The organism is Agarivorans sp. MS3-6 (assembly GCF_054112545.1).
This window is the reverse complement of sequence record NZ_CM134202.1, coordinates 1,647,501-1,671,516: the sequence shown is the minus strand read 5'-3', so window position 1 is coordinate 1,671,516 and position 24,016 is coordinate 1,647,501. Positions and strand designations below refer to the sequence as shown.

Below are 24,016 nucleotides of genomic sequence, written 5' to 3'. Positions count from 1 at the left end.
AAAAAGCATGGCTGAGAAACGAAATATCTTCCTAGTAGGACCAATGGGTGCTGGGAAAAGCACAATTGGGCGTCATTTAGCACAGCAGTTACATTTGCAATTTTACGATACAGACCAAGAAATAGAGCGCCGTACTGGTGCGGATATCGCTTGGGTTTTTGACGTAGAAGGCGAAGCTGGTTTCCGAGTACGCGAAGAAGGAGTAATTGATGATCTTTCACTACTTCAAGGTATCGTACTTGCGACAGGCGGTGGCTCTGTAATTAGCAAAGAAAACCGCAATCATCTTTCTGCGCGCGGCATCGTAGTTTATTTAGAAACAACGATTGATAAGCAATTTGCGAGAACACAGCGTGACAAACGTCGTCCGTTGCTGCAAACAGATGAGCCAAGAGACGTATTAGAAAATCTCGCTGAAGAGCGTAACCCAATGTACGCGGATGTTGCCGATTACACTGTGAAAACAGATGATCAAAGCGCTAAAGCAGTTGCTAATCAAATCATAGAGTTATTAGGATTCTAAACTAACAATGGAACGTTTGACCGTTGCTCTAGATGAGCGTAGTTACCCGATTACAATCGGCAACGATTTACTAAATCATTCCGATTTATTTGCGTCTGCTATTACCAGTAACAAGGTAATGGTAGTTACAAATACTACGGTGGCCGAGCTCTACTTAGAACAGCTGTTGAGCTGTTTGCATGACTATCAGGTCGACGTTGTTAGCTTGCCTGATGGTGAGCAATACAAGAATTTGGATACTCTGAATCAAATATTTTCTGAGCTACTGGCCAAGCAACATAGTAGAGATACAACAATTGTGGCTTTGGGGGGAGGCGTTATCGGTGATATGGCTGGCTTCGCAGCAGCATGTTATCAGCGAGCTGTACCATTTGTGCAGGTGCCAACGACCCTTTTGGCCCAGGTAGATTCATCTGTAGGTGGCAAAACAGCGGTTAATCATCCCCTAGGCAAAAACATGATTGGTGCTTTCTATCAACCTAAAGCGGTTGTCATTGACATCAACTGCCTAGCTACCTTGGATAAACGGGAATTGGCTGCAGGTATGGCTGAAGTGATCAAATACGGCATCATTTATGATGCAGATTTTTTCAGCTGGCTTGAAACTCACCTTGATGGCTTAATGGCTCTTGAGCCAAGTTTGATGATTAAAGCGATTGCTCGTTGTTGTGAGATTAAAGCTGAAGTGGTCGCTAAAGATGAAACAGAACAAGGGATCCGTGCCTTATTAAACTTAGGCCACACCTTTGGACATGCCATCGAAGCTGAGCAAGGTTACGGCGTTTGGCTACATGGCGAAGCTGTTGGCGCTGGTATGGTTATGGCTGCTGAAACCGCCGAATTAGCCGGAATGATTGACCAGCAACAAGTGGCTAGAATACGTGCTTTGATTGAACGGACAGGGCTACCCATTACTCCACCTAAAGACATGGGTTTTGAGCAGTTCATTCCACATATGATGCGTGACAAGAAAGTATTAGCAGGAAAATTGCGTTTAGTTTTACCTAGCTCTATTGGTACAGCAGAAGTAGTTGATTCAATTACTGAAAGTGATATAAAAACAGTTATTAGTCGATTTCAATAAGGCATTTTGAATGGTGGAAGTGCGGCGTGATGCCGAGTTTGCCCAGTTGCAAAGTCAACTAAGCTTGCGCGAGAGACTGATCACCCAAATACGCTTTAGTGCAAAATTTATTTGTGTTACTGGCATGGCAGGTTCTGGTAAGTCTTCATTGGCCAGCTCGGTACTTGAACGTGCAGATTTCGCCAATCATGCGTTTGTGCGTATGCCTGCCGACGGTAATGGTGGGCAGTTACGCCGTGATTTACTTCAGCAGTTAATCAAAGACCCCTTATTTAATCAAAATGATCCCTTGTTTGATAGTTTTCAGCGAAACGTCAAAGAAACCAATGGCCCATTAGTGATTGTAATTGATGAAGCTCATCTTCTGCCGGTAGATGTGTTAACTGAGTTATTTGAGTTCTTTCATCATTACAACCAGCTTTATCAACACCCCTTGTCGATATTGTTGTTTGCTCAAGCTAGAAGCGATTTCGAGGCCCAACTAGCGACCTTTGACAGTAATATTGTTAGTTTTGATATCTCGCCATTAAGTGAGAATGAATCATTTGAATTAGCCTCGCTGTTGTTTAACCGGGCTGAGTATGTCGCTGGTTTTGAGAATCAGTCAGCGATAGAAAAACACATTGCCTCTGCCAAAGGCAATCCTCGTCTTATTTATCAGTTTGTCGATCAAATCGTTACCGGAGATATCCCAATGTCGGAAGAAACCGCTCCAAATCGAAATAAACTTTATATTGTTATCGCCGTTATTCTGTGTGCCGCAGTCGCTGGCTTGTTAGTACAGCTGATTAATGATTGGGGAAAAAGTAGCGATACCAATGATAGTCGGATTGCGTTAGCTTTGTTAGAAGAGCCTGAGCTAGCCAAGGGCTCAATGTCAGAACAAACAATCGCAGCGGATAGTGAGCTGAGTGACGCTGAAAAGGCGTCGATGCGTCAGGCAGACGACGCGGAGTTACCCTCAATGGAATTGGCCGACGAGCTAAAATTAGCGTCTCAAGAAAGTAGCGACGGCTTGCGCGTCGTGGTTGAAGATGAGGTGGTGAATAAACTACTGGCTGACCAAAGTAAGGCAACAAGCACAGCCGAAAAGGCGATTGAAATTAGCGATAGCGGTAACTTGTTGGCAGAGGAAACGGTTGACAGTGAGCCGGCAGCTCTTAGTGAAGACAGTGCCGAAATAGCTAACTCAGATGTATCCATTAAGGTCACGGATGTAAAAAGCTTACTTGAAGCCAAGCCGAGTCAACATTATACCCTGCAATTAATGGCCCTGAATAATCGAGAGAAAGCGCATAAATTCGTTTCAGAGCGCCAGTGGAGTCATCAAGTTTGGGTTTACCGCTCTAGTGCTAACCCTAATGTGCCTTACAAAATTATTTACGGCGATTTTGCTACTCGCGAACAAGCCCAAACCGCTCGAAATAGTTTAAAGCAGCAAAATCTAGATTCTTTGATTAAGCAATTTAAACAGGTTCAGTTTGAATTAACTCAATAACATGAAAAAAACGAGAGCTTTTTTAAAGTGGGCTGGCGGCAAATACGGTCTGATCGAAGACATTCAGCAACAGTTACCCGAGGGCGATATATTAATCGAGCCTTTTGTTGGGGCTGCGTCTGTATTTCTCAATACTAACTACTCCAGCTATGTGTTGAGTGATATCAACCCCGATTTGATCAACATGTATAAACTGCTGCAAACTCAGCCTCAGTCATTTATTGACGATGCTAAAAAGCTGTTTATTCCAGCTACCAATCAAAGTGAATATTACTATTCAATCAGAACACAGTTCAATGCGTCTAGTGACCCCTATCAGCGCTCATTAATGTTTCTTTATATGAATCGTCATGGGTATAACGGATTGTGTAGATATAATCGTAGTGGTGGGTTCAACGTGCCATTTGGCTCCTACAAACGCCCTTATTTCCCTGAGCATGAATTAGAGTTTTTTGCCGAAAAAGCGCAATACGCAGAGTTTCGTTGTTGCAGTTATGTCGACACCTTCGCTGCAGTAAAAGCTGGAGATATTGTTTATTGCGATCCTCCTTATGCACCACTGAGCCCGACTGCCAGTTTTACTAATTATGCGAGCAAAGGGTTTAATCGTTGTGATCAAGAGCGTTTGGGAGAATTAGCCTTACAAGCACAGCAGCGAGGTGCCTCAGTGCTAATCAGTAATCATGATTTACCACTGACAAGAGACATTTATCAACACAGTGTATTAAGTCAGCTCAGTGTTCGCCGTACCATTAGCCGCAAAGGCCACCAGCGAATGAAAGTTGCAGAGTTGCTGGCTTACTATCAGGCAAACTAACTGCGCAGCGTCTTTAACGCCAGATAATTTCTGCTTTACTTAACTCGCTTCAACGAATAATTAGTGCGTTGCCAGAACGGCTATGTAGCGGCAACTTGGTTCACATCACCAACATAGATCAGCATTTAACACATGATTTGCCACAATAAGTCTCTAAAAGCTTAGCACTGAGGCTTACTGCGGTTTACCTTTGTTATTGGTGGCATTAGTTAACTAAGTAATCACTTTTACGAGTGCAATAATGCTAAGCACAAAAACTATCACCATCACGATACCCAACAGGATAAATTTCCAGGCTTTACCATGGGTAAAGTCGTGTTGACGTTGTTTATCTGACTGAACTCCCAGCAAAGCCCCAAGCACACTTTTTAACAAAGAGCGGGTATTTCCAGCCATATTTTTCTCCTCGATAATCACGTAATTAAGCATGCCACAAAAACAATCTTTGTACAGAGATTGGATCATAGCGAAAGCTGCGCTAAAATTGCGCACTTTCAATCCCAATGGTTAACCCAATGAGCAAACCTTTTTTAATTGCCCCGTCCATCTTAGCTGCCGATTTTGCCCGTTTGGGTGAAGAAGTTGAAAACGTATTGGCTGCTGGTGCCGATGTGGTTCATTTTGACGTGATGGATAATCACTATGTACCCAATTTAACCTTTGGTCCTACGGTATGTCAGGCGCTACGTAATTACGGTATTGAAGCCCCTATCGATGTACATCTAATGGTGAAGCCGGTAGATGCTATTATTCCTGAATTTGCCAAAGCGGGTGCCACCATGATTACATTTCATGCTGAAGCCTCAGAGCATATTGACCGAAGTCTGCAGTTGATTAAAGAATACGGCTGTCAAGCTGGCTTGGTGCTCAATCCGGCCACACCGATCCATTGTCTAGACTACGTCATGGATAAACTAGACATGATTTTATTAATGTCGGTCAACCCTGGCTTCGGTGGCCAGAAGTTTATTCCTAACACCTTAGACAAATTGCGTGCTGTACGTAAAAAAATAGATGAGAGTGGCTACGATATTCGCTTGGAAATTGACGGTGGTGTCACTCCTGATAATATTGCCGACATTGCGGCGGCTGGTGCTGACATGTTTGTTGCCGGCTCTGCTATTTTCAGTAAGCCTGATTACAAAGCCGTCATCGACCAGATGCGCGCTGAGTTAGCCACTGTTTCAAAATAGACTGAGAACTAATGAGTCAATTAAAGCAAATTAAGTTAATCGCCTTTGATCTAGATGGCACTCTGGTAGACAGTGCTCCCGATCTCGCTATTGCTATTAACGCAATGTTAGCCGATATGGGTCATAGTGAATTTACCGAGGATACCATTCGTCATTGGGTGGGTAATGGTGCCGAAGTACTCATTAAGCGTGCATTGTCGGGTTCGTCGACCATCGCTAGTGATTTAGACGAAGCCTTATACCTGCAAGCCAAGCCATTATTTGTTAAACACTACGCTGAAAAGCTATGTGTAGCGAGCAAGCTCTACGCTGGTGTCGCGGCCAGTTTAGCCGAGTTGGCTAAACTCAATATTGAAATGGCGATAGTGACGAATAAGCCGGGTTTATTTACTCAGCCTTTGTTGGAGCAACTTAATTTGGCTCAATATTTTAGCGTGGTATTGTCTGGCGATAGCTTACCCCGTAAGAAGCCTGATCCTCTGCCATTGCAGCATCTCGCTGAACACTACCAACTTAATATTGAGCAACTACTGATGGTGGGTGACTCAAAAAACGATATTCAAGCTGCAAAAGCAGCCGGTTGTCGTTCGCTGGGCTTGACCTACGGGTATAACTACGGTGAAGATATCGCTCTTAGTGGCCCCGATTTTGTGGCTGATAGCCTAGTAAGTTTGGTTGAGTTGTTTAACGGCTCGGTAGCGGCTTAAGCCCGTATATTATTTTTATAGGAAGAACATGAGTAAACCGATTGTATTAAGTGGCATTCAGCCTTCAGGTTCATTAACCATTGGTAACTATGTTGGGGCAATAAACCAATGGATTGGTATGCAAGATGACTATGACTGTTATTTTATGCTGGTTGATTTGCATGCTATTACCGTACGTCAACAGCCCGATGCATTTAAAAAACAGGTTTTAGATGGTTTAGCAACCTACCTTGCGTGCGGATTAGACCCTGATAAAAGTACCATTTTTATTCAATCGCAAGTACCTGAGCACGCACAGCTTGCTTGGGTGCTAAATTGTTATACGCAAATGGGTGAGTTAAATAGGATGACTCAATTTAAAGACAAGTCTGCCACCCATGCTAATAATATCAATGCTGGTTTATTTACTTACCCTGCGTTAATGGCCGCCGATATTTTGTTGTATCAGGCAAATGCTGTACCGGTAGGTGATGACCAAAAGCAACACCTCGAACTAACTCGTGATGTAGCCAATCGCTTTAATGCTTTATATGGCGATGTCTTCGCTGTTCCTGAGCCCTATATTCCAGAGTTTGGTGCGCGGGTTATGTCGCTGCAAGAGCCCACGAAGAAGATGTCTAAATCTGATGACAACCCAAAATCTTTTATTTTGCTCAATGATACACCTAAGCAAATAGCTAAAAAGATTAAGGCTTCTGTAACCGACTCAGATGAACAAGCACGTATTTATTTTGATCGTCACGAAAAGCCCGGCGTATCTAACCTACTTACTTTGCAGTCGGTAGCGACGGGTAAGCCAATTGATGAACTCGTAGCGAGTTACGAAGGTAAAATGTACGGACACTTAAAAGTGGATACTGCTGATGCCGTCGTGGCGATGATGGAGCCTATTCAGGCTCGCTACAAGGCTTTACGAGAAGATGAAGCTGCGTTGCAAACCGTTATGGCTAAAGGTGCGGAACGCGCCAGTGAGCAAGCCAGCAAAACGTTACGTTCGGTCTATGAAGTATTGGGTTTTATTGCTCTAAAATAGCCCTCCTAAATTGCGCTAGCTGACAGGCTTAGCTAGCGCCTTCTTCTTTCTTCTCACTTCGAACTTGACGTATTGATATACATATAGCAGCGGCTCATTTCGTTAATTGAAGCTTTATTTGTGATATATAGTTCAAGCTTTAATATTAAAATCTATTTGTATGACTTTTAGCTCACCTAAGCATAGATAATTATTTACAATCAGAAAGTTGAAATGATTAACGTGCTTATTAAAGGAGTTAATGCGTGTCTTTATTCACCATCAATCAAACAATTAAGCTAGCGATAGCTAGTACAATCATTTTATCTAGCAGCGTACTGGCCAAGGGTATTAACTATCCAAATGTGATGGCGTTGATCGAGCATAAGTCGACCAATTTAGCGATTAATGCACTAAGTGATAATAAAGAAAACTTTACTGCTTATACCGATAGTGATGGTCAATGGATTACTGAGCCTGACCGCAATTGGTGCAGTGGCTTTGTTCCCGGTATATTTTGGTACCTAAATGCCCTGACAAACGATGAGGTATGGCAACAAAGGGCCAAGTTCTGGACCGACGGAGTGAGGTCTAGGGCTTACGCCACCGACAACGATACCGGTTTTCAAATTTTTGATAGCTTCGGCCTAGGCTATACGCTTGGCGGCAATGCTACCCCTGATTATAAAAAGGTGTTAATTGGTGGTGCGAATACCATGGTTGAACAGCGGTACAACAAAAATATTGGAACATTTAGATCATGGCGACAAGGTGCTAAAAACCCCACTATTTTACCCTTTGAGGTTAACATTGATCAGCTCATGAACATGGAGTTGATTCTATGGGTAGGCCAAAATGCCGATAAACCCGATTATACTGAAATGGCAATATCTCATGCTGATAAAACTTGGGAGCACAACCTAAGAAAGAACGCCAGCACCTACCATGTGGTTGGCTATGGCCTTGACGGAAAAGTTGTTGATAAAAGAACTCACCAAGGCTGGAAAGCAGACTCAACCTGGTCAAGAGGGCAGGCATGGTCGGTGTATGCTTATGCTATGTATTATCGATATACTGGCTTAGAGAGAATGCTTGAACGTTCGATAAAGTCTTATGAGTATTTTATCGAAGCGACTAAGTTGCAAACGCAAGATTTTATACCTTACGCTGATTTTGACGCACCTATTGATGATAAAAACCCAAGAGATAGCTCAGCGACAGCAATTGTTGCTTCAGCATTGTTAGAACTATATAAGATTACTAATGAAGAAAAGTACTTAGTTGATGCAGAGAGTATGCTTACTTCTTTAGCGACACCTGAGTTTTTAGCCATGGATCCTGAGTATCAATCAATCTTACTGAAAGGCTCTGAAAAGTGGGGCGAAGAAGAAGTCGGTACAATATTTGGAGACTACTTTTTTATAGAAGCCTTATATCGCTGGCAGCAATGGTCGCCGCGTAAGTTGCCAAGTCATTTTGGTTTATAGTGTAACGCTTTTAAATGTGTGTTTGATATTACGCAGCTAAAATTAAACCATGTGGGAATTGCCATTCATCATAGATGAATGGCAATTTTTTATGAAAGCCCTTGAGGCAGGTTTAGAATAAGAAAGCGATTCAAGTGTGTTAGAACCTGCTATCTTTCTAAGTCTCGAGAGAAGAGCACAGGGCTGCTAATATCTATCTACTTATTGCAAGATTAAATTACTTCGCCATTGCTAGGAGCATATAAATGGAACTAGAAAGCAAAACCTTGGTGTATTCAGCCATCATTGCCTTGGTATTGTCTATGTGGGGAATAAGTATGGGGGTCTATACGGAATCGGGGGCGATTATGCTCGATGGTGTATTCAACCTGCTATCTGCTGTTATGGCGTTTATAGGGATCCGTATCGCTTACCTTACTAGCCAAAACTATAATGACCGTTTCCCGCTGGGCTATTTTGCTTTTGAACCTTTAATGGTCATGGTCAAGGGGATCTCGATATTGGTGTTAGTGGCTTTTGCTTTATCGGCCAATTTGCAAACACTATTAGCTGGAGGCCGAGAACCACAGATTGGCATGATGTTGATATATGTCGTGCCAGCGGTGGCGGGGTGTTTACTGGCTTGGTACTTGTGCTTTCTGAGTAATCAGCGGCAGCCTTCAAATTTGTTGTTGGCCGAGCAGCAAGGTTGGTTAATTAACTCAGTGATTTCTGGCGCAATTGGCGTCGCGTTGCTGATAGTTATGCTGATACAAGACAGTAGTTTTGGCTGGGTGGCTCGTTATGTTGACCAAATACTGGTAATAGTTTTCTCCATCATTTTCTTAAAGGACCCTTACTTACTGGTGAGAAATGGTTTCAAGGAACTATTACTTAGTGCTCCTGATGCTGAACACACAGTGCCCTTTAAGAAAGCCTTAAGCCAGCAACCTCTGCTCGCAGGATTTAGCTTAGGGGAAGTCTTGGTTATGAAAACCGGCCGGCGCTTTTGGGTCACAATAGAGCTGGTTTGCCAACAACCGCAATTGGCCGTGGCTGATATGGTGGCGCAGCGTAAGCAGCTACGAGCTATAGCTAACCAATACTACGACAACAATTACAGCGAAATTGTATTTATTGAAGCCTGCAGAACAGGGCACGCCAGCTAACCTGAATAAAGTTAAACGGTCGGATAAATGTCGCTGTGTCGGCGCTAAAAAATCAGCTAAGATAGCGACTTTCTCAGCGCCGCACTTTTGCTAGACATTAGGGCTATATGTTACTCATAATCGATAATTACGACTCATTTACTTATAACCTTTATCAGTACTTTTCTGAGCTAAATATAGAGGTTGAAGTTCGTCGTAACGATCACATTACTCTTCAACAAATCAAGCAAATGGCCCCTAGTCATTTAGTGATATCTCCTGGCCCATGCTCACCGAATGAAGCGGGCATCTCTTTAGAAGTGATTGCTGAGTTTGCTGGTAAGTTGCCTATTTTAGGTGTATGTCTGGGGCATCAGTGTATTGCGCAGCACTTTGGTGCGCAGGTGGTGCGGGCAGCACAGCCAATGCATGGCAAGGTGCGTCCTGTTTATCATCAACAACAATCGGTATTCATAGGCTTGAATAACCCAATGATGGTGACGCGTTACCACTCTTTGGTGGTACAAACTGATAGCTTACCAGATTGTTTAGAGATCACGGCTTGGAGTCATGATAACAAGGGGGATAATCACGAAATAATGGGCTTAAAACATAAGTCTTTACCCATTCATGCGGTACAATTCCACCCTGAAAGCATCTTAACTCAGCAAGGTTTACAGCTATTAGCTAACTTTGTTGATTCTAAAATTTAGAATTATTTCCAGTATATATAGTCATTATCTAATGATTATATTGAATGAATAAGATGTGCATACTTATGCTTATGTAAATCAACTATTAGCCCTTCAGGTTATTTGCTTGGTTTTTTGCGTTAGAACTATGCACTGAATCTGCGTAAAAATGACCATGTTTTATATGGCGTATTGGCCTTATGCTCAGACATCACTCTCGATATTTGCCATAATCGCCGAACTGTTTACAAACTATTAACTTTTCTGGCCTTGATTAAAGGAATGGCTAGAAGCTAAAAGGAGAACGCTACATGTCACACGCTGTTACTCGAGCGCTATTTGATGAAGTTATGGTACCTAACTATGCTCCTTCCGCAATTATTCCGGTGAAGGGAGACGGCTCACGCCTGTGGGATCAAGAAGGCAAAGAGTATATCGACTTCGCGGGTGGTATTGCCGTAAGTTGTTTAGGGCATTGTCATCCTGCCCTTGTCAGAAGCTTGACCGAGCAGGGCCAAACCTTGTGGCACTTAAGTAACGTTCTTACCAACGAGCCTGCTTTACGCCTAGCCAAAAAACTAGTTGATAACACCTTTGCTGAGAAAGTGTTCTTCTGTAACTCAGGCGCTGAAGCCAACGAAGCCGCACTCAAGTTAGCGCGTCGCTTTGCCATAGAACATAGCGCAAGCGATAAAACCAAAATTGTAGCCTTCGAGCAAGGTTTCCATGGTCGCACCTTCTTCACCGTGACGGTTGGCGGCCAATCAACTTACTCTGATGGTTTTGGTCCTAAGCCTGGCGATATAGAGCACATACCTTATAACGATTTGGCTGCTCTAGAAGCGATCATTGATGATAAAACCTGTGCGGTAATGATGGAGCCGTTGCAAGGTGAGGGCGGGGTGATTAGCCCAGACTTGGCCTTTGCTCAAAAAGTGCGTGAGTTATGTGATAAACACAATGCCTTACTTATTTTTGATGAAGTGCAAACCGGAGTGGGCCGTACCGGTGAGTTATACGCTTATATGGGTTTAGGCATTACCCCAGACATTGTCACCTCTGCTAAGGCGCTTGGCGGCGGTTTTCCGATTGGCGCAATGCTAACCACAACTGAGATAGCTGCATCAATGAAGGTAGGCACTCATGGTAGCACTTACGGTGGTAATCCCTTGGCTTGTGCGGTGGCAGAAACCGCTTTTGATATTGTTAATACTGCAGAAGTGCTCAGTGGCGTAAAACAGCGTGAACAGTGGTTTAGAGACGCGCTGAATGCGATTAACGACAAGTATCAGATATTTTCAGAAGTTCGTGGTAAGGGCTTGTTGTTAGGCGCTGTGCTTAACGAGCAATACCAAGGGCGAGCACGAGATTTTTTAGTGGCGGCTGCGACCGAAGGCCTAATGGTATTAGTAGCGGGGACTAACGTGATTCGCTTTACTCCTTCTTTAATTGTCCCACAAGCTGATGTTGAGTTAGGCATGCAACGTTTTGAGCAAGCCGTAGCAAGCGTCGTTAAGGCTTAGTTTCGTCGGCAGGTGTTCGCTGTAATACCTGCCTAGTAATACTTTTTTTACGATGACACTGAGTGGCTAATATTAGCTACGGTATGGTGCTACTTGATGAAAGGGAGATGTGGCATGTTAGTTATCCGTCCTATTAAGGAAGCGGACTACCCTGCTTTGTTACAAATGGCCGTTGCGTCTGGGATAGGCTTTACCTCCTTACCCGTTGATGAGCCCTTGTTGCGAGAAAAGTTAGCACATTCGATTCGTTCTTTTGCTGCTGAAGCAGATAAACCCGGTGACCAACATTATTTAATGGTGGCTGAGGATACCGAAAGCGGAGAGGTTGTCGGTACTTGTGCTATCGATGCCGCGGTTGGTATGAGTAGCCCTTTTTATACTTATCACCTAGGAAAGGTGGTTCATGCTTCACGCAGCCTTAATGTATACAACGTGGTCGAGACACTAACCCTCACTAATGACTACACTGGCGTGACTGAATTATGCACCTTGTTTTTAAACGAATCGCATCGTGAAGGTCAAAATGGCCGTTTGTTGTCTAAGTGTCGTTTCTTGTTGATGGCTGAGAATCCCGAGCGCTTTGATGAGTCCGTCATCGCCGAAATGCGCGGGGTGTCTGATGAGCAGGGGCGTTCGCCTTTTTGGCAATGGCTACAAGACAACTTCTTTAGTGTTGATTTTCCTACCGCGGATTATTTGACCGGGGTGGGCAAAAAGGAATTTATCGCAGAGCTGATGCCTAAATACCCTATCTACGTAAACCTACTCAGTAAAGACGCTCAAGCGGTAATCGGTGAAGTACATGAGAAAACCCGTCCGGCTTTGCGCTTGCTTGAGGATGAAGGTTTTTGTAAACACGGATACGTGGATATTTTTGATGCGGGTCCAACCGTAGAGTGCCCTCTAAAGTTGATAGAGAGTGTTAAACATTCTTTCAAATTAACAGTCGCTATCGGTGAGCCTAGCGCTTCAGCACAGCAAATGTTGCTGACAAATGCACGCCTAAAAGATTTTCGCGCCTGTGCTTCAGTGATCGATATTGATCTTCAACAACATACCGCGGTGGTATCGAAAGAGACCGCTTCTGCTTTGGAAGTGACCAATGGCGCAAGTATTCGAGTAGGCGCCTTGCGTTTCGAACAATAGTGCCTTGCCCTAGGGCAGCAATAATGGATGTGAGGTGGTAAATGGAACATTTAAATCAGTTTATTAATGGTCAATGGTTAGCGGGTAAAGGTACTTCTTTTAAGTCTATCGATCCCGCTAAAAACCATTGTGTTTGGCAGGGGCATGCGGCGGTGGAGAGTCAGGTTGACGCTGCAGTAAGTGCTGCTAGAGCGAGCCAGTTTGCGTGGTACATGAGTGGAGTGGAAGCCCGAGTCACCATTATTAAGCAATTCGCGGGCTTACTCGAGGAAAATAAAGAGTCTTTAGCCTTAGTTATCGCTCAAGAAACGGGTAAGCCACTGTGGGAAACGCGCACCGAAATCGCAGCTATGATTGGTAAAGTGGCTATTTCAGAGAAAGCTTATTTTGAGCGGACTGGTGAGTCGTCTGCTGAGCTACCCATTGCCACCGCTGTATTACGGCACAAGCCGCATGGCGTTGTCGCTGTATTTGGCCCATATAACTTTCCTGGGCATCTGCCTAATGGCCATATTGTACCGGCATTGATTGCTGGCAATACGGTAGTGTTAAAACCTTCGGAATTAACCCCTTATACTTCTGAAAGTATTGTTAAATTGTGGCAGCAAGCGGGTTTGCCAGAGGGCGTGCTCAATTTAGTGCAAGGCGAGGTCGATACCGGTAAAGCACTGGCTTCTCACGCTGGTATCGATGGATTGTTCTTCACCGGAAGTTCGAGTACCGGGCATGTGTTACACCAGCAGTTTGCCAGTCAGCCGGATAAAATATTGGCGCTTGAAATGGGGGGGAATAATCCTTTAGTGATTGACCAAGTCGCGGATGTTGATGCAGCGGTGCACGATATTGTGCAGTCGGCCTTTATCTCTGCCGGACAACGCTGTACCTGTGCCCGCCGATTGTTTATCCCAAATACTGAGCAAGGTGAGCAAATTTTGACCCGCTTGATCGCCGTGACTAAAGCCATCGAAGTCGGAGATTATGATGCAGAACATCAGCCGTTTATGGGGGCAATGATTAGCGCCAAAGCTGCGGCCGGTATGGTGAGTGCACAGCAAAAACTTCAAGACCTAGGCGCAACATCTCTGGTGGTATTAAGCCAATTAGAAGAGCATAAAGGTTTCGTTACACCCGGTATCATCGATATTAGTGGCGTTACGGATTTACCAGACGAAGAATATTTCGGTCCATTGTTGCAAGTGCTTCGTTACTCAGACTGGGATGAGGCTATCGCTCAGGCCAACAATACGCGCTATGGCTTGTCTGCTGGATTGTTAAGTTGTGATGAAGCCAAGTGGGAAAATTTTCGCCATCGCATTCGTGCTGGCATTGTTAACTGGAATCGTTCAATCACTGGGGCATCCAGCGCAGCGCCATTTGGTGGCGTAGGGGCTTCAGGTAACCATCGTGCTAGTGCTAAGTATGCCGCCGATTACTGTGCTTATCCAGTGGCATCAATGGAAGGGAAAGCCAGTGTAATGCCGACGGTTCTTAGCCCTGGCTTACATTTCTAAGGAGAGGGTAATGACGCTAGACTTATTTTTTGACCGTTTATGGCAGCAATATGTGGCCGTTACCCCTAGTGCCGATTCTATTCGTCAGTTACTGGGTGAGGGCGCACACATCGTTAATGACCACATAGCGGTGCGAACCTTTAACTTGGCCGGAACAGGGCTTGAAGCCTTTGCTAGACACCTGTTAGCGATGGGTTACCGTAAAGGCGGAAGTTACCATTTTGCTAATAAACATTTAGATGCCGCCCATTATGAACATGATGACCCTAGTGTGCCCAAAGTGTTCATTAGTGAACTACAAGTTGAGAGTTTGTCTACAGCGTCGCAAGCCATTATTCAGCGCTTAGCGGCTCAAGTGAGTTTAGCGTTATACCAGCGCCCAGAGGTATTCTTTTCTGGAAGGCCTTGGCAATTAACTTATGCTGATTATCAAACCTTGCTTAAAGAGAGTGAGTACGCAGCGTGGTTAGCCGCCTATGGTTACCGTGCTAATCATTTTACTATTTCGGTCAATCAATTAGCGGGGTTTGACAGCCTACAGCAGGTGAATCGATGTTTGTTAGATGCCGGTTTTAGATTAAATACTGTGGGTGGCGAGATTAAGGGGTCAGCAGAGGTATTGCTAGAGCAGTCATCTACCATGGCAGACGAAGCAGAGGTGGTGTTTGACGATGGTACACAAAGCATACCCAGTTGTTTCTATGAGTTTGCGCAGCGCTATCCCAAACCGGATGGCGAGCTGTACTCGGGATTTGTTGAGGCGTCTGCGGATAAAATCTTTAGCAGCACAGACAGAACATCATAGCTGCAGCATTTCTTTAGGCACAAAAAAAGCCGCTTAAGCGGCTTTTTTTACCAGCTGATACTAGCGCGTTCCGTAAACCACTATAGTTTTACCGTGTGCAGTAATCAGTTCTTGCTCTTCTAACATCTTAAGAATACGGCCTACCGTTTCACGAGAACAACCAACAATCTGGCCGATCTCTTGGCGGGTAATCTTAATTTGCATACCATCTGGATGAGTCATCGCATCTGGTTGCTTAGCTAGATTCAATAAAGTTTGTGCAATTCGACCTGTAACGTCTAAGAATGCTAAGTCACCGACTTTTTGGCTGGTGATTTGCAAACGATTAGCCATTTGGCCTGAAAGGCGCATCAAAATTTCAGGGTTAACTTGGATTAGCTGACGGAATTTCTTATAAGAAATTTCCGCTACCTCACAAGGACTTTTAGCCCTGATCCAAGCGGTACGAATTGGATTCTCAGTGTCTTCGAAAAGACCCAATTCACCCATGAAGTCGCCTTGATTCAAGTAAGACAAGATCATTTCCTTGCCTTCTTCATCTTTAATCAATACTGCGACCGAGCCTTTTACGATGTAGTAAAGAGTTTCTGCTTTTTCGCCAGCATGAATCAAAGTACTTTTTGATGGGTACTTATGTATGTGACAGTGAGAAAGAAACCACTCCATCACCGGATCAGCTTGAGGTTTGCCAATTACCATATTAAAGAAATCCTCTGTCTTTATAATTATTTATTAGCTTTATAACTAACAAATTGTATTTTATTGTAATAGTCGTCCATTCCGCCTCTAGCATAAAAGGCTTCGGACTTTGCTGCAAGGCATTTATACGCCTTTAGTATGAGGTAAATACTGGTGTTGAACCTTGACCTAGATTAAGCTGGCCGACGAAATGTTTATCAGGGGAATCTAATATGAAAGCAACAGTAAACTGGTCCAAAGAACTGCAGTTTGTCGGTAATAGTAGCTCAGGCCACCAAATTTTGATGGATGGAGACGCCGGCAAGGCTGCTGCAAGCCCAATGGAATATGTTTTAATGGCAGCTGGTGGCTGTAGTTCTGTGGATATCATTTCTATTTTAAGCAAGGCTAGGCAGCAAGTTACTGATTGTAAAGTTAATCTTGATGCTGAACGGGCTGAAGGTACACCGCGCGTATTTACTAAAATTCACCTAGAGTTTGTAGTAAGTGGTGTAGACTTAAGTGAAAAGCACGTCGCTCGTGCTGTGCAATTGAGTATGGAAAAGTACTGTTCAGTGTCTTTAATGTTAGGTAAAAGCTGTGACATAAGCCACAGCTACCGCATAGAAAATGCCAGTTAACGGATTTTACCGGTCTCTAATAATTGCTGAATCATTGGTGACAAAATCAGTTCCATAGCAAAACCCATTTTACCGCCAGGTACCACAATGGTGTTTTGTCTAGACATGTAGGCGCCATCTATCATTTGTAACAGGTAGGGAAAGTCGACATTTTTTAAACCTCTAAAGCGGATCACTAACATACTCTCATCGAGCGAAGGAATGCTCTTTGCGCTAAATGGGTTCGAGGTATCAACAGTGGGGACACGTTGGAAGTTAATATGGGTGCGCGAAAATTGCGGAGTAATATAGTTAATATAATCATCCATAGAACGAACAATCGATTCTTGTACTGCTTCTCTAGAGTGGCCTCGCTCGGTGGTATCTCTGACTAACTTTTGAATCCACTCCAAGTTAACAATCGGTACCATGCCGATCAATAAGTCGACCTTTGAGGCTACATTTTTTTCATCGTAAACCACGCCACCATGTAAACCTTCGTAGAACAGTACCTCGGTTTCTTCGGGTAAATCTTGCCACGGTGTAAAGGTTCCTGGCATTTGATTGTAAGGAACGGCTTCATCGAAAGTATGTAAATAGCGGCGATATTGACCGGTACCGTCCTCCCCGTATTGTTTGAAAAAATCATATAACAGATTGAAGTCGTTAGCTTCCGGGCCAAAATAGCTAATGTGCTTACCATGCTCGCGAGCTTTACGAATGGCAACATCCATTTCGGGGCGTGTGTAACGGTGGAAACTGTCTCCTTCAATAAATGCTGCGTTTAGCTTGTGTTGTCGAAATAAGTGAGCGAACACTTCGCTGGTGGTTGATGTACCTGCGCCTGAAGAACCGGTAACGGCAATAACTGGATGCTTAGCTGACATAGTGGCCTTTTCCGTTGGTGATGACTATAAACATGGTTTACCCATCATCCTGCTGCCCTTCCATGGCAGAGGCATCAAACTGCTCTTTGGCAATTAAGTTTACTGTTTCATGAAGCTCTGAGTATACGATTAAAACCGAACCATTAATAACTTGTTGTTTAATTTGTTCTAGTTTATCCGCTAGGCTAAGTTCTTGCTCGCCATAATCGGTACCCTCTCGAAGCACGTAGCTTTCCAATAAAGCATTAAAAGTGTCAGCTTCAAGTTGTTGCCAAGGAATTATCATTTTGTTGTTTGCTCGAGTTGCAGTTTAAACCATTGTGGAATTGTTGATTCCAACCAAAATTTGGGGCGCAGCAGGCTACCACCTACAAAGCCAACATGTCCACCAGTGCGACTTAAACGGTACTCAACAGCCTGACCAAGCTGTTCTTTGTTGGGAATGACACGATGATCCATAAAGGGGTCGTCTGCAGCATGGATTACTAGCGTAGGCAATTGTATATCTTTTAATAAGGGTAAACCGCTGCAGCGTTGGTAGTAATCAGCTGCACTGCTAAAACCATGCGCTTTAGCGGTGTAATGATCATCAAATTCAACGAAGTTGCGCCAGGTTTGCACTTGTTTTTCCTGTAATGGTGCTTGCGATGTATGACTGATTTTTTGACACAAATTGTTTTTCATGCGAGACAACAAATGGTGCTGATATACCTTAGAGAAACCACGTTGAAGTTGCTCTGAACATGCGGCTAAGTTAAGTGGTGGCGAAACTATCACTGCGGCTTTTAAGGGGGAACTTGGCGTTTTAGCTAAATAGTTCACTAGCATATTACCGCCTAATGAATAGCCTAAGGCAAGCAGAGGGGCTTCAGGGTATTGCTGCTGCAGGTATGTTAGGCAGGCCGTTGCATCGCCAATTTCCCCGCTGTGATAACCTCTCCATAACTTATTCGGCTTGCCGCTGCAGCCGCGAAAATGCATCACTACCGCACGCCAACCTTGCTGATTACAGGCGTGTAAAATGCCTTTGGCATAAGGTGAGTGTACACTGCCTTCTAAACCGTGAAATACCACCACTATAGGCTGCTGTGCATAATCAGCGGTAGCGCTACCTACCCAGGCTAAATCGACAAAGTCACCATCGGCGAGATCTAACTTTTGCCATTCAAGTTTTTGCGTCTTATTGCGTAATAAAAAAGTCGGCAGTAAGGTTTGCACATGCCTATTTTTAGCCCACCAAGGAGCGGTAAAATGTGTTGAAGTAATATGCTATCTCCTAGATCGAACTTACCAGTAAACTATGCGGTTAGCCGTCAAAATGTTCAAGCTTTGTGATTTTTATATTTACAAGTTACCATGGGTAACATATCCTGAGTTGGTAATCATACACAAATAGGTGATCCCTTGGCCCAGCAGCATTTATCAAACCAATTGTTAACTATGCAAAGCGCATTTAAGTTGCAAACTTACCCGAGCTTGCAACAGCGCCAATACAACCTTAAGCAATTACTAAAGCTGCTGCAGGAGAACCAAAACGCGATTATTCAGGCTATTAGTCAAGACTTTGGTCATCGAAGTTCTCATGAAACCCAATTAATCGAATTATTTCCCTCGATTGAAGGTATTCGTTATACGCTAAAGCACCTTAAAAAGTGGCTTAAGCCGCAACGCAAAGGTACAGCCATTTGGCATTTAGGGGCCCGTAACCATGTGGAGCCTCAGCCACTTGGTGTGGTTGGTGTAATCGTGCCTTGGAACTATCCTTTATACCTTGCTATAGGCCCGCTAACGGATGCTTTAGCTGCTGGTAATAAAGCAATGGTGAAAATGTCAGAGTTAAGTCCTCGTTTAGCTGAGCTGCTGATTCGTTTATTACCGCAATATTTACCGGAGGATCTGATTTCCATTTATGCCGATGATGGCGAGTTAGGGCCGGTGTTCTCTGCGTTAGCCTTTGATCATTTGGTGTTTACCGGTTCAACCAATACGGGGCGTAAAGTGATGCAAGCGGCAGCTGAAAACCTCACGCCTGTTACTTTGGAGTTGGGCGGTAAATCTCCGGTAATTATCGCGGACGATTATTCGATAAAACTAGCCGCTGAGCGGATCATGATGGGCAAACTGTTTAATGCTGGCCAAACGTGTGTCGCCCCCGATTACGTGTTGCTACCAAAAGCGCAGCGACAAGCTTTTATTGATGCATGCTTAAACTACTGCAAAAAACATTATGAAACCTTGGCTGACAGTTCTATTTCTACCATTATTTCTAGCGACTTTGCAGCACGCATCAATAAGCTGTTGGCCGAAGCCATTGAGCTGGGTGGCAAGGCCATCACGCTGATCCCTGGAGAAAGCCCAGCCAAAATTGCGCCTACTTTAGTATTTAACGCCAAAGCTGATATGGCGCTAATGCAAGAAGAAATATTTGGCCCATTGTTGCCTGTGATTGAGTACGATGAACTGTCACAAGCAATAGACTATGTCACCCAGCGAGAGCACCCGCTTGCGTTGTATATTTTTAGCGATAAGCGACAAACTCAGCAACAAGTGGTGCAGCAAACTCAAGCGGGCGGTGTATGTATTAACGATGTGTTGTTGCATGTGGCGCAGCACGAATTACCGTTTGGCGGTGTAGGCGCTAGCGGAATGGGCCACTACCATGGCTATGATGGGTTTGTACAGTTTTCCAAAATGCTGCCTATATTTAGGCAAAGCCGGTTTGCGGCTATTAGTTTGATGCGGCCACCCTACACAAAGTTGACTGATCTATTGATCAAACTAATGACGCGTGGATAATTCATGAGCTCGGGTTTTATAAGGTCATTATCTTGAATTGTCAGTTTTGCCAGAAAGCTTGGTTTGTTGAAAAGTTGGGACGTTGCCAGCAGTGTATGTGGCTGGCTAATCTCGGCTGGCTAATTATGTTAGGGCTAAGTGTGTTAAACAGCGGCGATGTAGCGGTATACCAGCTGAGCTTATGGTTGGCCTTTACAGCTTTTTTTTTGCTTAGCCTTGCTCATTGGTTAATGTTCTTTTATTACCGCTGGTTTACCGCTAAGCCACCGAAAACCTAGTTTGTTTTCAGCTCAACTAAACTAGGCTCAATAATACTGATAGCCTGCTGTAGTATGTTTTGCTCGGGATCTAACCAGTGAATGGTGTCCCCACGCCGTTCCATTTTTCTAAACCAAGTGTCTTGGCGTTTGGCAAATTGATGAATTTGCGAATTGAGTTTCTGGAACATGTCATTGTAGCTAAGCTGATCTTGCAGGTACTGCGCAACTAAACGGTACTCTAAACCATAAAATTCAAGCTTTTGATAGCTAACACCCTTGGCATGTAGGCCTTGAACCTCTTCTATTAAACCCTCTTCTAAGCGTTGTTTAAGCCTTAGGGTAATTCGCTCTCGCAGTACCGAACGAGGCCAACGAATGCCCATATATAGGGGGCTTATATGGGGATGCTCGACAATTTTTGTTGGCTCTATGTTGCAGTCTGTTTCAGCAATCTCTATGGCTCGGACTAAGCGCGGACGAACCGTTAGGTCAGTACTATTATGCTGCTCTGGTTTTAATGTCAGTAGTCGTTGTTGCAACTGCTCTAGGTCAAGTAGAGCAAGCTCGTCTCGTAAGGCTTTATTTACCGGTGCTTCGTTTAGCTGATAATTTTGGGTCACCGCATCAATATAGAGGCCTGTTCCACCCACCATAATAGGTAGCTTTCCCGCTTGTTTGATTGCTGTAAAAGCAGCGAAAAAATCTCGCTGGAAGTGAAACACGCTGTATTCCGTATCGGGGTCCACGATATCAATGAGGTGATAGGGGACTTCTTGATACTCGGCCAAATCTTTACCCGAGCCAATATCGAGGCCTCGATATACCTGACGAGAATCAGCCGATAGCACTTCACCAGCATAATGCCGTGCTAACTCAACGCCTAGTTGGGTTTTCCCAGAAGCAGTAGGTCCAAGTACAACAATTAGATTAGCTGAGTGTGTTTGCATGGTGGTATTCATAACGATAGAAAGGAGGGAATGGTAACAAGAAAAAACAAAAACGGCATGTGCAAAGCAGCATGCCGTTTAAAAAAGCCTGAGATCCTTGGCTGAAAGCAATCTGTCTGACTAGTTTTCCCAGAAATGCTTACGTGATTCTTGGTAGCGATCAGCTTCGCTTAAACCAATGTCACGTAGTAAGTAAGCAGGTAGCTGCGCTAATTGACGGCGGCTTTTTTGACGTAAGAGCCAAACATTACAAAGTTGGTAAACTTCAGTGATGTGTTGGAACAAAGAAGTGTTTTTGGTGTTGCTAATAGTATTTACGTTAGTGCTCATAATGTAGGACCTCATCTCAGTTGATGGCGCCATACTAGATCCTCTAATCGACTTTCTCAAACAAAATAAAACACCTATTTATGATTAGAAAAACTAATGCGTTAGTGTTTGTTGTCGATGAAATTTAAATGCCAAATATTCCGTGAATAATTATTCTTATAATTGCATTTTTAGTATGTTGTATAACAAACTATAAGTTCATGTTACTGAAAAATGAGTCTGTAAGCCTGATTTTTAGCCAGTTTGTTGTTCGGGCATTTGTTACTATTCGTTATTTAACTTTTGACTAATTATTCCTGCCTCTTTTTCTTAGGCGATGTTTGGGTTTATTCCTTTATTTTAAAGGCTTTCTTGCGATATTTAAAGTCGGTGCTTTTCCTGACTTAGATCAATTTTCACTGCCGATATTTCACTATGTAGAAGACGAATGGAGGTGAGTTAATTGTTAAATTTGTTGTTTTTAAGTGTGTTTTTAGGGTGAGTTTTGATCTTATTCATTTATTTTGAATCACATGGCTGAACGACTCCGTTTTTTAAAACTTAATCCCTCTTTTTTTGGGTTAGCTATATTTATTTTGATTGAGGTGGTTTTGGGTCGGTGTGTAGCATTTAGAGGTTTAGTTTTTTTCTTGAACTCAATGTCCATTTGTAAAGGCCATCGTTAAGATAGGCCAGAAACTAAAGTACTGTTTGTATGCTTTATGTTCAACTTTTGTTGAGGCGATGTTAGAGTAATTACGTAACATCTATAATTACAATAAATAACAATATAAGGACATTAGGATGAACGTGAGTTCTTTTAATCCCCCGCGGCGGATCTTAATGGGTCCCGGCCCTTCTGATATCTCGCCACAAGTGTTGCAAGCGCAAAGTCGCCCTATTATCGGCCACTTAGATCCACTGTTCGTAAACATGATGGATGAGATTAAAGCTTTACTGCAATACGCATTTCAAACAAGCAATCCACATACCTTTGCCGTTTCTGCTCCGGGTTCTGCAGGCATGGAAACGTGCTTTGTTAATTTGCTTGAGCCTGGCGACAAGGTGATCGTGTGCATTAACGGTGTATTTGGCCAACGCATGCTGGAAAATGTAGAGCGTTGTGGTGCAATTGCGGTGGTTGTCGAAGATAACTGGGGAGAGCCCGTTTCTGTTTCCAAAGTGGCCCAAGCTCTTGAGCTTAACCCTGACACTAAAGTGCTAGCCTTTGTGCATGCTGAAACCTCAACCGGTGTCGCTTCCGACGCTAAAGCGCTATGTGCTCTGGCTAAACAATATGGGAGCTTAAGCATCGTTGATGCGGTTACGTCCTTAGGCGGTATTCCGCTTAAGGTTGATGAATGGGGAATTGATGCTATCTATTCAGGTAGCCAAAAGTGTTTGTCATGTGTACCCGGTTTATCGCCAGTGAGTTTTAGCCAAGCTGCCATTGATAAGTTAACAAGCCGCAAAACCAAAGTTCAAAGCTGGTTTCTCGACCAAACCTTAGTCATGGGCTATTGGTCTGGCGAACAAAAACGCTCATATCATCATACTGCTCCAGTGACGGCTTTATACGCGCTACACGAATCATTGCTAATGCTATATAAAGAGGGCTTGGAGCAAGCTTGGCAGCGCCATGCTAAACAACATGCTGCGTTAGCGGCAGGTTTAAAGAAAATTGGTCTGGAGCTGATGGTCGATGAAAGTTGTCGTTTACCGCAACTAAATTTAGTGGCTATTCCTGAGGGTATCGATGAGCAAGCCATTCGCAGTCGTTTACTCAATGACTACAACCTTGAAATTGGTGCTGGCCTTGGTCAGTTTGCCGGTAAGGCTTGGCGTATTGGGTTAATGGGCTATGCAGCCAAGCAAGAAAATGTCAGTTTGTGTTTAGCGGCCCTTAGTGAGGTATTGGAGCAAGGCTAGCCGAACCTCGCTATATTGATGGAAGAAACCCGCGTTAGCGGGTTAATTGTTTTATCCTCATTAGGGAGACTTTAGTGCAGATCAATTTTGCAGATTTAAGCAGTAACCAGATTTATCACTGTATGACTCAAACTATTGTGCCTCGGCCTATAGCGTGGGTGCTCAGTGATAACGGGTTTGTTGATTCCTATAACTTAGCGCCTTTCTCTTATTTCACTGCGCTAAGTTCAGATCCACCCTTAATCATGTTATCGCTAGGCAAAAAGCCAGACGGTAGCGATAAAGATACTAAGGTAAATATTCAGCGGCACAAACATTGTGTGGTACATATTGCGAGTGCCTTGCAAGCTAAGCAAGTGACCGAGTCAGCCAAAACACTGCCGCATGGAGAGTCTGAAGTTCTCGCTCAACAATTAGGCTTAACTCCATTTGCTGATTTTGCTTTGCCTCGCTTAAGTGATGCGC

26 protein-coding genes (1 of these 26 running past the window's edge) are annotated in these 24,016 nt (G+C 43.9%); 19 read left to right on the top strand and 7 right to left on the bottom strand.

Going from position 1 to position 24,016, the window contains the following annotated elements; genetic code table 11:
• Window positions 1-7 precede the first annotated feature (7 nt).
• The 4 genes from aroK to ACVFI8_RS07500 are packed head-to-tail and all read left to right on the top strand — an operon-like array spanning window position 8 to window position 3,922.
• Entirely contained in the window at window positions 8-523 is a 516-nt protein-coding gene (gene aroK / locus ACVFI8_RS07515) for a shikimate kinase AroK (protein WP_248714073.1), read from the top strand.
• A gap of 7 nt (window positions 524-530) precedes the next feature.
• Window positions 531-1,607: a 3-dehydroquinate synthase gene (aroB, locus tag ACVFI8_RS07510; protein WP_457873502.1), complete on the top strand. Its 1,077-nt coding sequence runs from the start codon at window positions 531-533 to the stop codon at window positions 1,605-1,607.
• Between the two features lie 10 nt (window positions 1,608-1,617).
• Window positions 1,618-3,105 (top strand): AAA family ATPase, encoded by a 1,488-nt coding sequence (locus ACVFI8_RS07505; RefSeq protein WP_457873501.1) that lies wholly within the window; start codon window positions 1,618-1,620, stop codon window positions 3,103-3,105.
• A 1-nt stretch (window position 3,106) separates the two neighbouring features.
• Window positions 3,107-3,922 (top strand): Dam family site-specific DNA-(adenine-N6)-methyltransferase, encoded by an 816-nt coding sequence (locus ACVFI8_RS07500; RefSeq protein WP_248714076.1) that lies wholly within the window; start codon window positions 3,107-3,109, stop codon window positions 3,920-3,922.
• A 213-nt stretch (window positions 3,923-4,135) separates the two neighbouring features.
• On the opposite strand, the gene ACVFI8_RS07495 is transcribed toward ACVFI8_RS07500, so the two are convergent.
• On the bottom strand, window positions 4,136-4,318 hold the full coding sequence (locus ACVFI8_RS07495; RefSeq protein ID WP_248714077.1) for a DUF2970 domain-containing protein: 183 nt from the start codon (window positions 4,316-4,318) through the stop codon (window positions 4,136-4,138).
• A gap of 119 nt (window positions 4,319-4,437) precedes the next feature.
• Between ACVFI8_RS07495 and rpe the strand changes: the two genes are divergently transcribed.
• The 10 genes from rpe (at window position 4,438) to ACVFI8_RS07445 (ending at window position 15,125) form a co-directional block, all read left to right on the top strand.
• A complete protein-coding gene (gene rpe / locus ACVFI8_RS07490; RefSeq protein WP_457873500.1) occupies window positions 4,438-5,115 on the top strand; it encodes a ribulose-phosphate 3-epimerase in 678 nt (225 codons plus the stop codon).
• A gap of 11 nt (window positions 5,116-5,126) precedes the next feature.
• Window positions 5,127-5,822 carry a phosphoglycolate phosphatase gene (locus tag ACVFI8_RS07485; protein ID WP_457873499.1) on the top strand — a complete coding sequence of 232 codons (696 nt, stop codon included), beginning with the start codon at window positions 5,127-5,129 and terminating at the stop codon, window positions 5,820-5,822.
• Between the two features lie 28 nt (window positions 5,823-5,850).
• Window positions 5,851-6,855, top strand: a complete 1,005-nt coding sequence (trpS, locus tag ACVFI8_RS07480; protein WP_457873498.1) for a tryptophan--tRNA ligase — start codon at window positions 5,851-5,853, stop codon at window positions 6,853-6,855.
• Window positions 6,856-7,100: 245 nt separating this feature from the next.
• Window positions 7,101-8,321, top strand: a complete 1,221-nt coding sequence (locus ACVFI8_RS07475; protein WP_457873497.1) for a glycoside hydrolase family 88 protein — start codon at window positions 7,101-7,103, stop codon at window positions 8,319-8,321.
• Window positions 8,322-8,566: 245 nt separating this feature from the next.
• Window positions 8,567-9,469 carry a cation transporter gene (locus tag ACVFI8_RS07470; RefSeq protein ID WP_457873496.1) on the top strand — a complete coding sequence of 301 codons (903 nt, stop codon included), beginning with the start codon at window positions 8,567-8,569 and terminating at the stop codon, window positions 9,467-9,469.
• Window positions 9,470-9,576: 107 nt separating this feature from the next.
• Complete coding sequence (locus tag ACVFI8_RS07465) at window positions 9,577-10,161, top strand: anthranilate synthase component II (RefSeq protein WP_457873495.1); 585 nt, start codon at window positions 9,577-9,579, stop codon at window positions 10,159-10,161.
• Window positions 10,162-10,451: 290 nt separating this feature from the next.
• Window positions 10,452-11,663 (top strand): aspartate aminotransferase family protein, encoded by a 1,212-nt coding sequence (locus tag ACVFI8_RS07460; RefSeq protein ID WP_248714084.1) that lies wholly within the window; start codon window positions 10,452-10,454, stop codon window positions 11,661-11,663.
• Window positions 11,664-11,777: 114 nt separating this feature from the next.
• Window positions 11,778-12,809, top strand: coding sequence for an arginine N-succinyltransferase (gene astA / locus ACVFI8_RS07455; protein WP_248714085.1), 1,032 nt, complete (start codon window positions 11,778-11,780; stop codon window positions 12,807-12,809).
• A 41-nt stretch (window positions 12,810-12,850) separates the two neighbouring features.
• Window positions 12,851-14,320: a succinylglutamate-semialdehyde dehydrogenase gene (astD, locus tag ACVFI8_RS07450; protein WP_248714086.1), complete on the top strand. Its 1,470-nt coding sequence runs from the start codon at window positions 12,851-12,853 to the stop codon at window positions 14,318-14,320.
• Between the two features lie 10 nt (window positions 14,321-14,330).
• A complete protein-coding gene (locus ACVFI8_RS07445) occupies window positions 14,331-15,125 on the top strand; it encodes a 2-oxoadipate dioxygenase/decarboxylase family protein (protein ID WP_457873494.1) in 795 nt (264 codons plus the stop codon).
• Window positions 15,126-15,185: 60 nt separating this feature from the next.
• On the opposite strand, the gene crp is transcribed toward ACVFI8_RS07445, so the two are convergent.
• Window positions 15,186-15,824: a cAMP-activated global transcriptional regulator CRP gene (crp, locus tag ACVFI8_RS07440; RefSeq protein WP_016403770.1), complete on the bottom strand. Its 639-nt coding sequence runs from the start codon at window positions 15,822-15,824 to the stop codon at window positions 15,186-15,188.
• 212 nt (window positions 15,825-16,036) lie between these two features.
• On the opposite strand from crp, the gene ACVFI8_RS07435 reads away from it, so the two are divergent.
• The gene (locus tag ACVFI8_RS07435; protein WP_457873493.1) at window positions 16,037-16,444 is read left to right on the top strand and encodes an OsmC family protein; all 408 of its coding nucleotides are present in this window, start codon (window positions 16,037-16,039) and stop codon (window positions 16,442-16,444) included.
• Here the strand turns inward: ACVFI8_RS07435 and ACVFI8_RS07430 are convergent.
• From ACVFI8_RS07430 to ACVFI8_RS07420, 3 genes are read right to left on the bottom strand one after another with little or no spacing between them, the layout of a single operon-like run.
• On the bottom strand, window positions 16,441-17,310 hold the full coding sequence (locus ACVFI8_RS07430) for a phosphoribulokinase (protein ID WP_248714089.1): 870 nt from the start codon (window positions 17,308-17,310) through the stop codon (window positions 16,441-16,443). The two genes, ACVFI8_RS07435 and ACVFI8_RS07430, sit on opposite strands and share 4 nt — an antisense overlap.
• A 37-nt stretch (window positions 17,311-17,347) precedes the next feature.
• The gene (locus tag ACVFI8_RS07425; protein ID WP_248714090.1) at window positions 17,348-17,596 is read right to left on the bottom strand and encodes a YheU family protein; all 249 of its coding nucleotides are present in this window, start codon (window positions 17,594-17,596) and stop codon (window positions 17,348-17,350) included.
• A complete protein-coding gene (locus tag ACVFI8_RS07420) occupies window positions 17,593-18,576 on the bottom strand; it encodes a hydrolase (RefSeq protein ID WP_256469379.1) in 984 nt (327 codons plus the stop codon). Before ACVFI8_RS07420 ends, ACVFI8_RS07425 begins: the two co-directional genes overlap by 4 nt.
• A 138-nt stretch (window positions 18,577-18,714) precedes the next feature.
• Between ACVFI8_RS07420 and ACVFI8_RS07415 the strand changes: the two genes are divergently transcribed.
• Together ACVFI8_RS07415 and ACVFI8_RS07410 are read left to right on the top strand one after the other, a co-directional pair.
• The gene (locus ACVFI8_RS07415) at window positions 18,715-20,106 is read left to right on the top strand and encodes a coniferyl aldehyde dehydrogenase (RefSeq protein ID WP_248714092.1); all 1,392 of its coding nucleotides are present in this window, start codon (window positions 18,715-18,717) and stop codon (window positions 20,104-20,106) included.
• Window positions 20,107-20,138: 32 nt separating this feature from the next.
• On the top strand, window positions 20,139-20,384 hold the full coding sequence (locus ACVFI8_RS07410) for a DUF3624 family protein (protein WP_248714093.1): 246 nt from the start codon (window positions 20,139-20,141) through the stop codon (window positions 20,382-20,384).
• Here ACVFI8_RS07410 and miaA read toward each other — a convergent pair.
• Together miaA and ACVFI8_RS07400 are read right to left on the bottom strand one after the other, a co-directional pair.
• Window positions 20,381-21,313: a tRNA (adenosine(37)-N6)-dimethylallyltransferase MiaA gene (gene miaA, locus ACVFI8_RS07405; protein WP_248714094.1), complete on the bottom strand. Its 933-nt coding sequence runs from the start codon at window positions 21,311-21,313 to the stop codon at window positions 20,381-20,383. The genes ACVFI8_RS07410 and miaA overlap by 4 nt on opposite strands.
• 120 nt (window positions 21,314-21,433) lie before the next feature.
• Entirely contained in the window at window positions 21,434-21,643 is a 210-nt protein-coding gene (locus ACVFI8_RS07400; RefSeq protein ID WP_248714095.1) for a DUF1127 domain-containing protein, read from the bottom strand.
• A gap of 783 nt (window positions 21,644-22,426) precedes the next feature.
• Here ACVFI8_RS07400 and ACVFI8_RS07395 point away from each other — a divergent pair.
• Complete coding sequence (locus ACVFI8_RS07395; RefSeq protein WP_248714096.1) at window positions 22,427-23,551, top strand: pyridoxal-phosphate-dependent aminotransferase family protein; 1,125 nt, start codon at window positions 22,427-22,429, stop codon at window positions 23,549-23,551.
• Between the two features lie 74 nt (window positions 23,552-23,625).
• Window positions 23,626-24,016, top strand: partial view of a flavin reductase family protein gene (locus tag ACVFI8_RS07390; protein WP_248714097.1) — the 5' portion only. Its footprint extends 224 nt past the window's final position; the window shows 391 of its 615 coding nt (coding positions 1-391); it begins with the start codon at window positions 23,626-23,628; the stop codon falls past the right edge of the window.

Excerpts from the sequence above, each read along its gene's own strand:
- aroB (WP_457873502.1), top strand. The coding sequence starts at position 531 with ATGGAACGTTTGACCGTTGCTCTAGATGAGCGTAGTTACCCGATTACA.
- trpS (WP_457873498.1), top strand. The coding sequence starts at position 5,851 with ATGAGTAAACCGATTGTATTAAGTGGCATTCAGCCTTCAGGTTCATTA.
- ACVFI8_RS07435 (WP_457873493.1), top strand. The coding sequence starts at position 16,037 with ATGAAAGCAACAGTAAACTGGTCCAAAGAACTGCAGTTTGTCGGTAAT.
- miaA (WP_248714094.1), bottom strand. The coding sequence starts at position 21,313 with ATGCAAACACACTCAGCTAATCTAATTGTTGTACTTGGACCTACTGCT.
- crp (WP_016403770.1), bottom strand. The coding sequence starts at position 15,824 with ATGGTAATTGGCAAACCTCAAGCTGATCCGGTGATGGAGTGGTTTCTT.
- astA (WP_248714085.1), top strand. The coding sequence starts at position 11,778 with ATGTTAGTTATCCGTCCTATTAAGGAAGCGGACTACCCTGCTTTGTTA.
- ACVFI8_RS07425 (WP_248714090.1), bottom strand. The coding sequence starts at position 17,596 with ATGATAATTCCTTGGCAACAACTTGAAGCTGACACTTTTAATGCTTTA.
- ACVFI8_RS07445 (WP_457873494.1), top strand. The coding sequence starts at position 14,331 with ATGACGCTAGACTTATTTTTTGACCGTTTATGGCAGCAATATGTGGCC.
- ACVFI8_RS07430 (WP_248714089.1), bottom strand. The coding sequence starts at position 17,310 with ATGTCAGCTAAGCATCCAGTTATTGCCGTTACCGGTTCTTCAGGCGCA.
- ACVFI8_RS07500 (WP_248714076.1), top strand. The coding sequence starts at position 3,107 with ATGAAAAAAACGAGAGCTTTTTTAAAGTGGGCTGGCGGCAAATACGGT.
- ACVFI8_RS07460 (WP_248714084.1), top strand. The coding sequence starts at position 10,452 with ATGTCACACGCTGTTACTCGAGCGCTATTTGATGAAGTTATGGTACCT.
- rpe (WP_457873500.1), top strand. The coding sequence starts at position 4,438 with ATGAGCAAACCTTTTTTAATTGCCCCGTCCATCTTAGCTGCCGATTTT.
- ACVFI8_RS07465 (WP_457873495.1), top strand. The coding sequence starts at position 9,577 with ATGTTACTCATAATCGATAATTACGACTCATTTACTTATAACCTTTAT.
- ACVFI8_RS07505 (WP_457873501.1), top strand. The coding sequence starts at position 1,618 with ATGGTGGAAGTGCGGCGTGATGCCGAGTTTGCCCAGTTGCAAAGTCAA.
- ACVFI8_RS07400 (WP_248714095.1), bottom strand. The coding sequence starts at position 21,643 with ATGAGCACTAACGTAAATACTATTAGCAACACCAAAAACACTTCTTTG.
- ACVFI8_RS07485 (WP_457873499.1), top strand. The coding sequence starts at position 5,127 with ATGAGTCAATTAAAGCAAATTAAGTTAATCGCCTTTGATCTAGATGGC.
- ACVFI8_RS07395 (WP_248714096.1), top strand. The coding sequence starts at position 22,427 with ATGAACGTGAGTTCTTTTAATCCCCCGCGGCGGATCTTAATGGGTCCC.
- astD (WP_248714086.1), top strand. The coding sequence starts at position 12,851 with ATGGAACATTTAAATCAGTTTATTAATGGTCAATGGTTAGCGGGTAAA.
- aroK (WP_248714073.1), top strand. The coding sequence starts at position 8 with ATGGCTGAGAAACGAAATATCTTCCTAGTAGGACCAATGGGTGCTGGG.
- ACVFI8_RS07495 (WP_248714077.1), bottom strand. The coding sequence starts at position 4,318 with ATGGCTGGAAATACCCGCTCTTTGTTAAAAAGTGTGCTTGGGGCTTTG.
- ACVFI8_RS07470 (WP_457873496.1), top strand. The coding sequence starts at position 8,567 with ATGGAACTAGAAAGCAAAACCTTGGTGTATTCAGCCATCATTGCCTTG.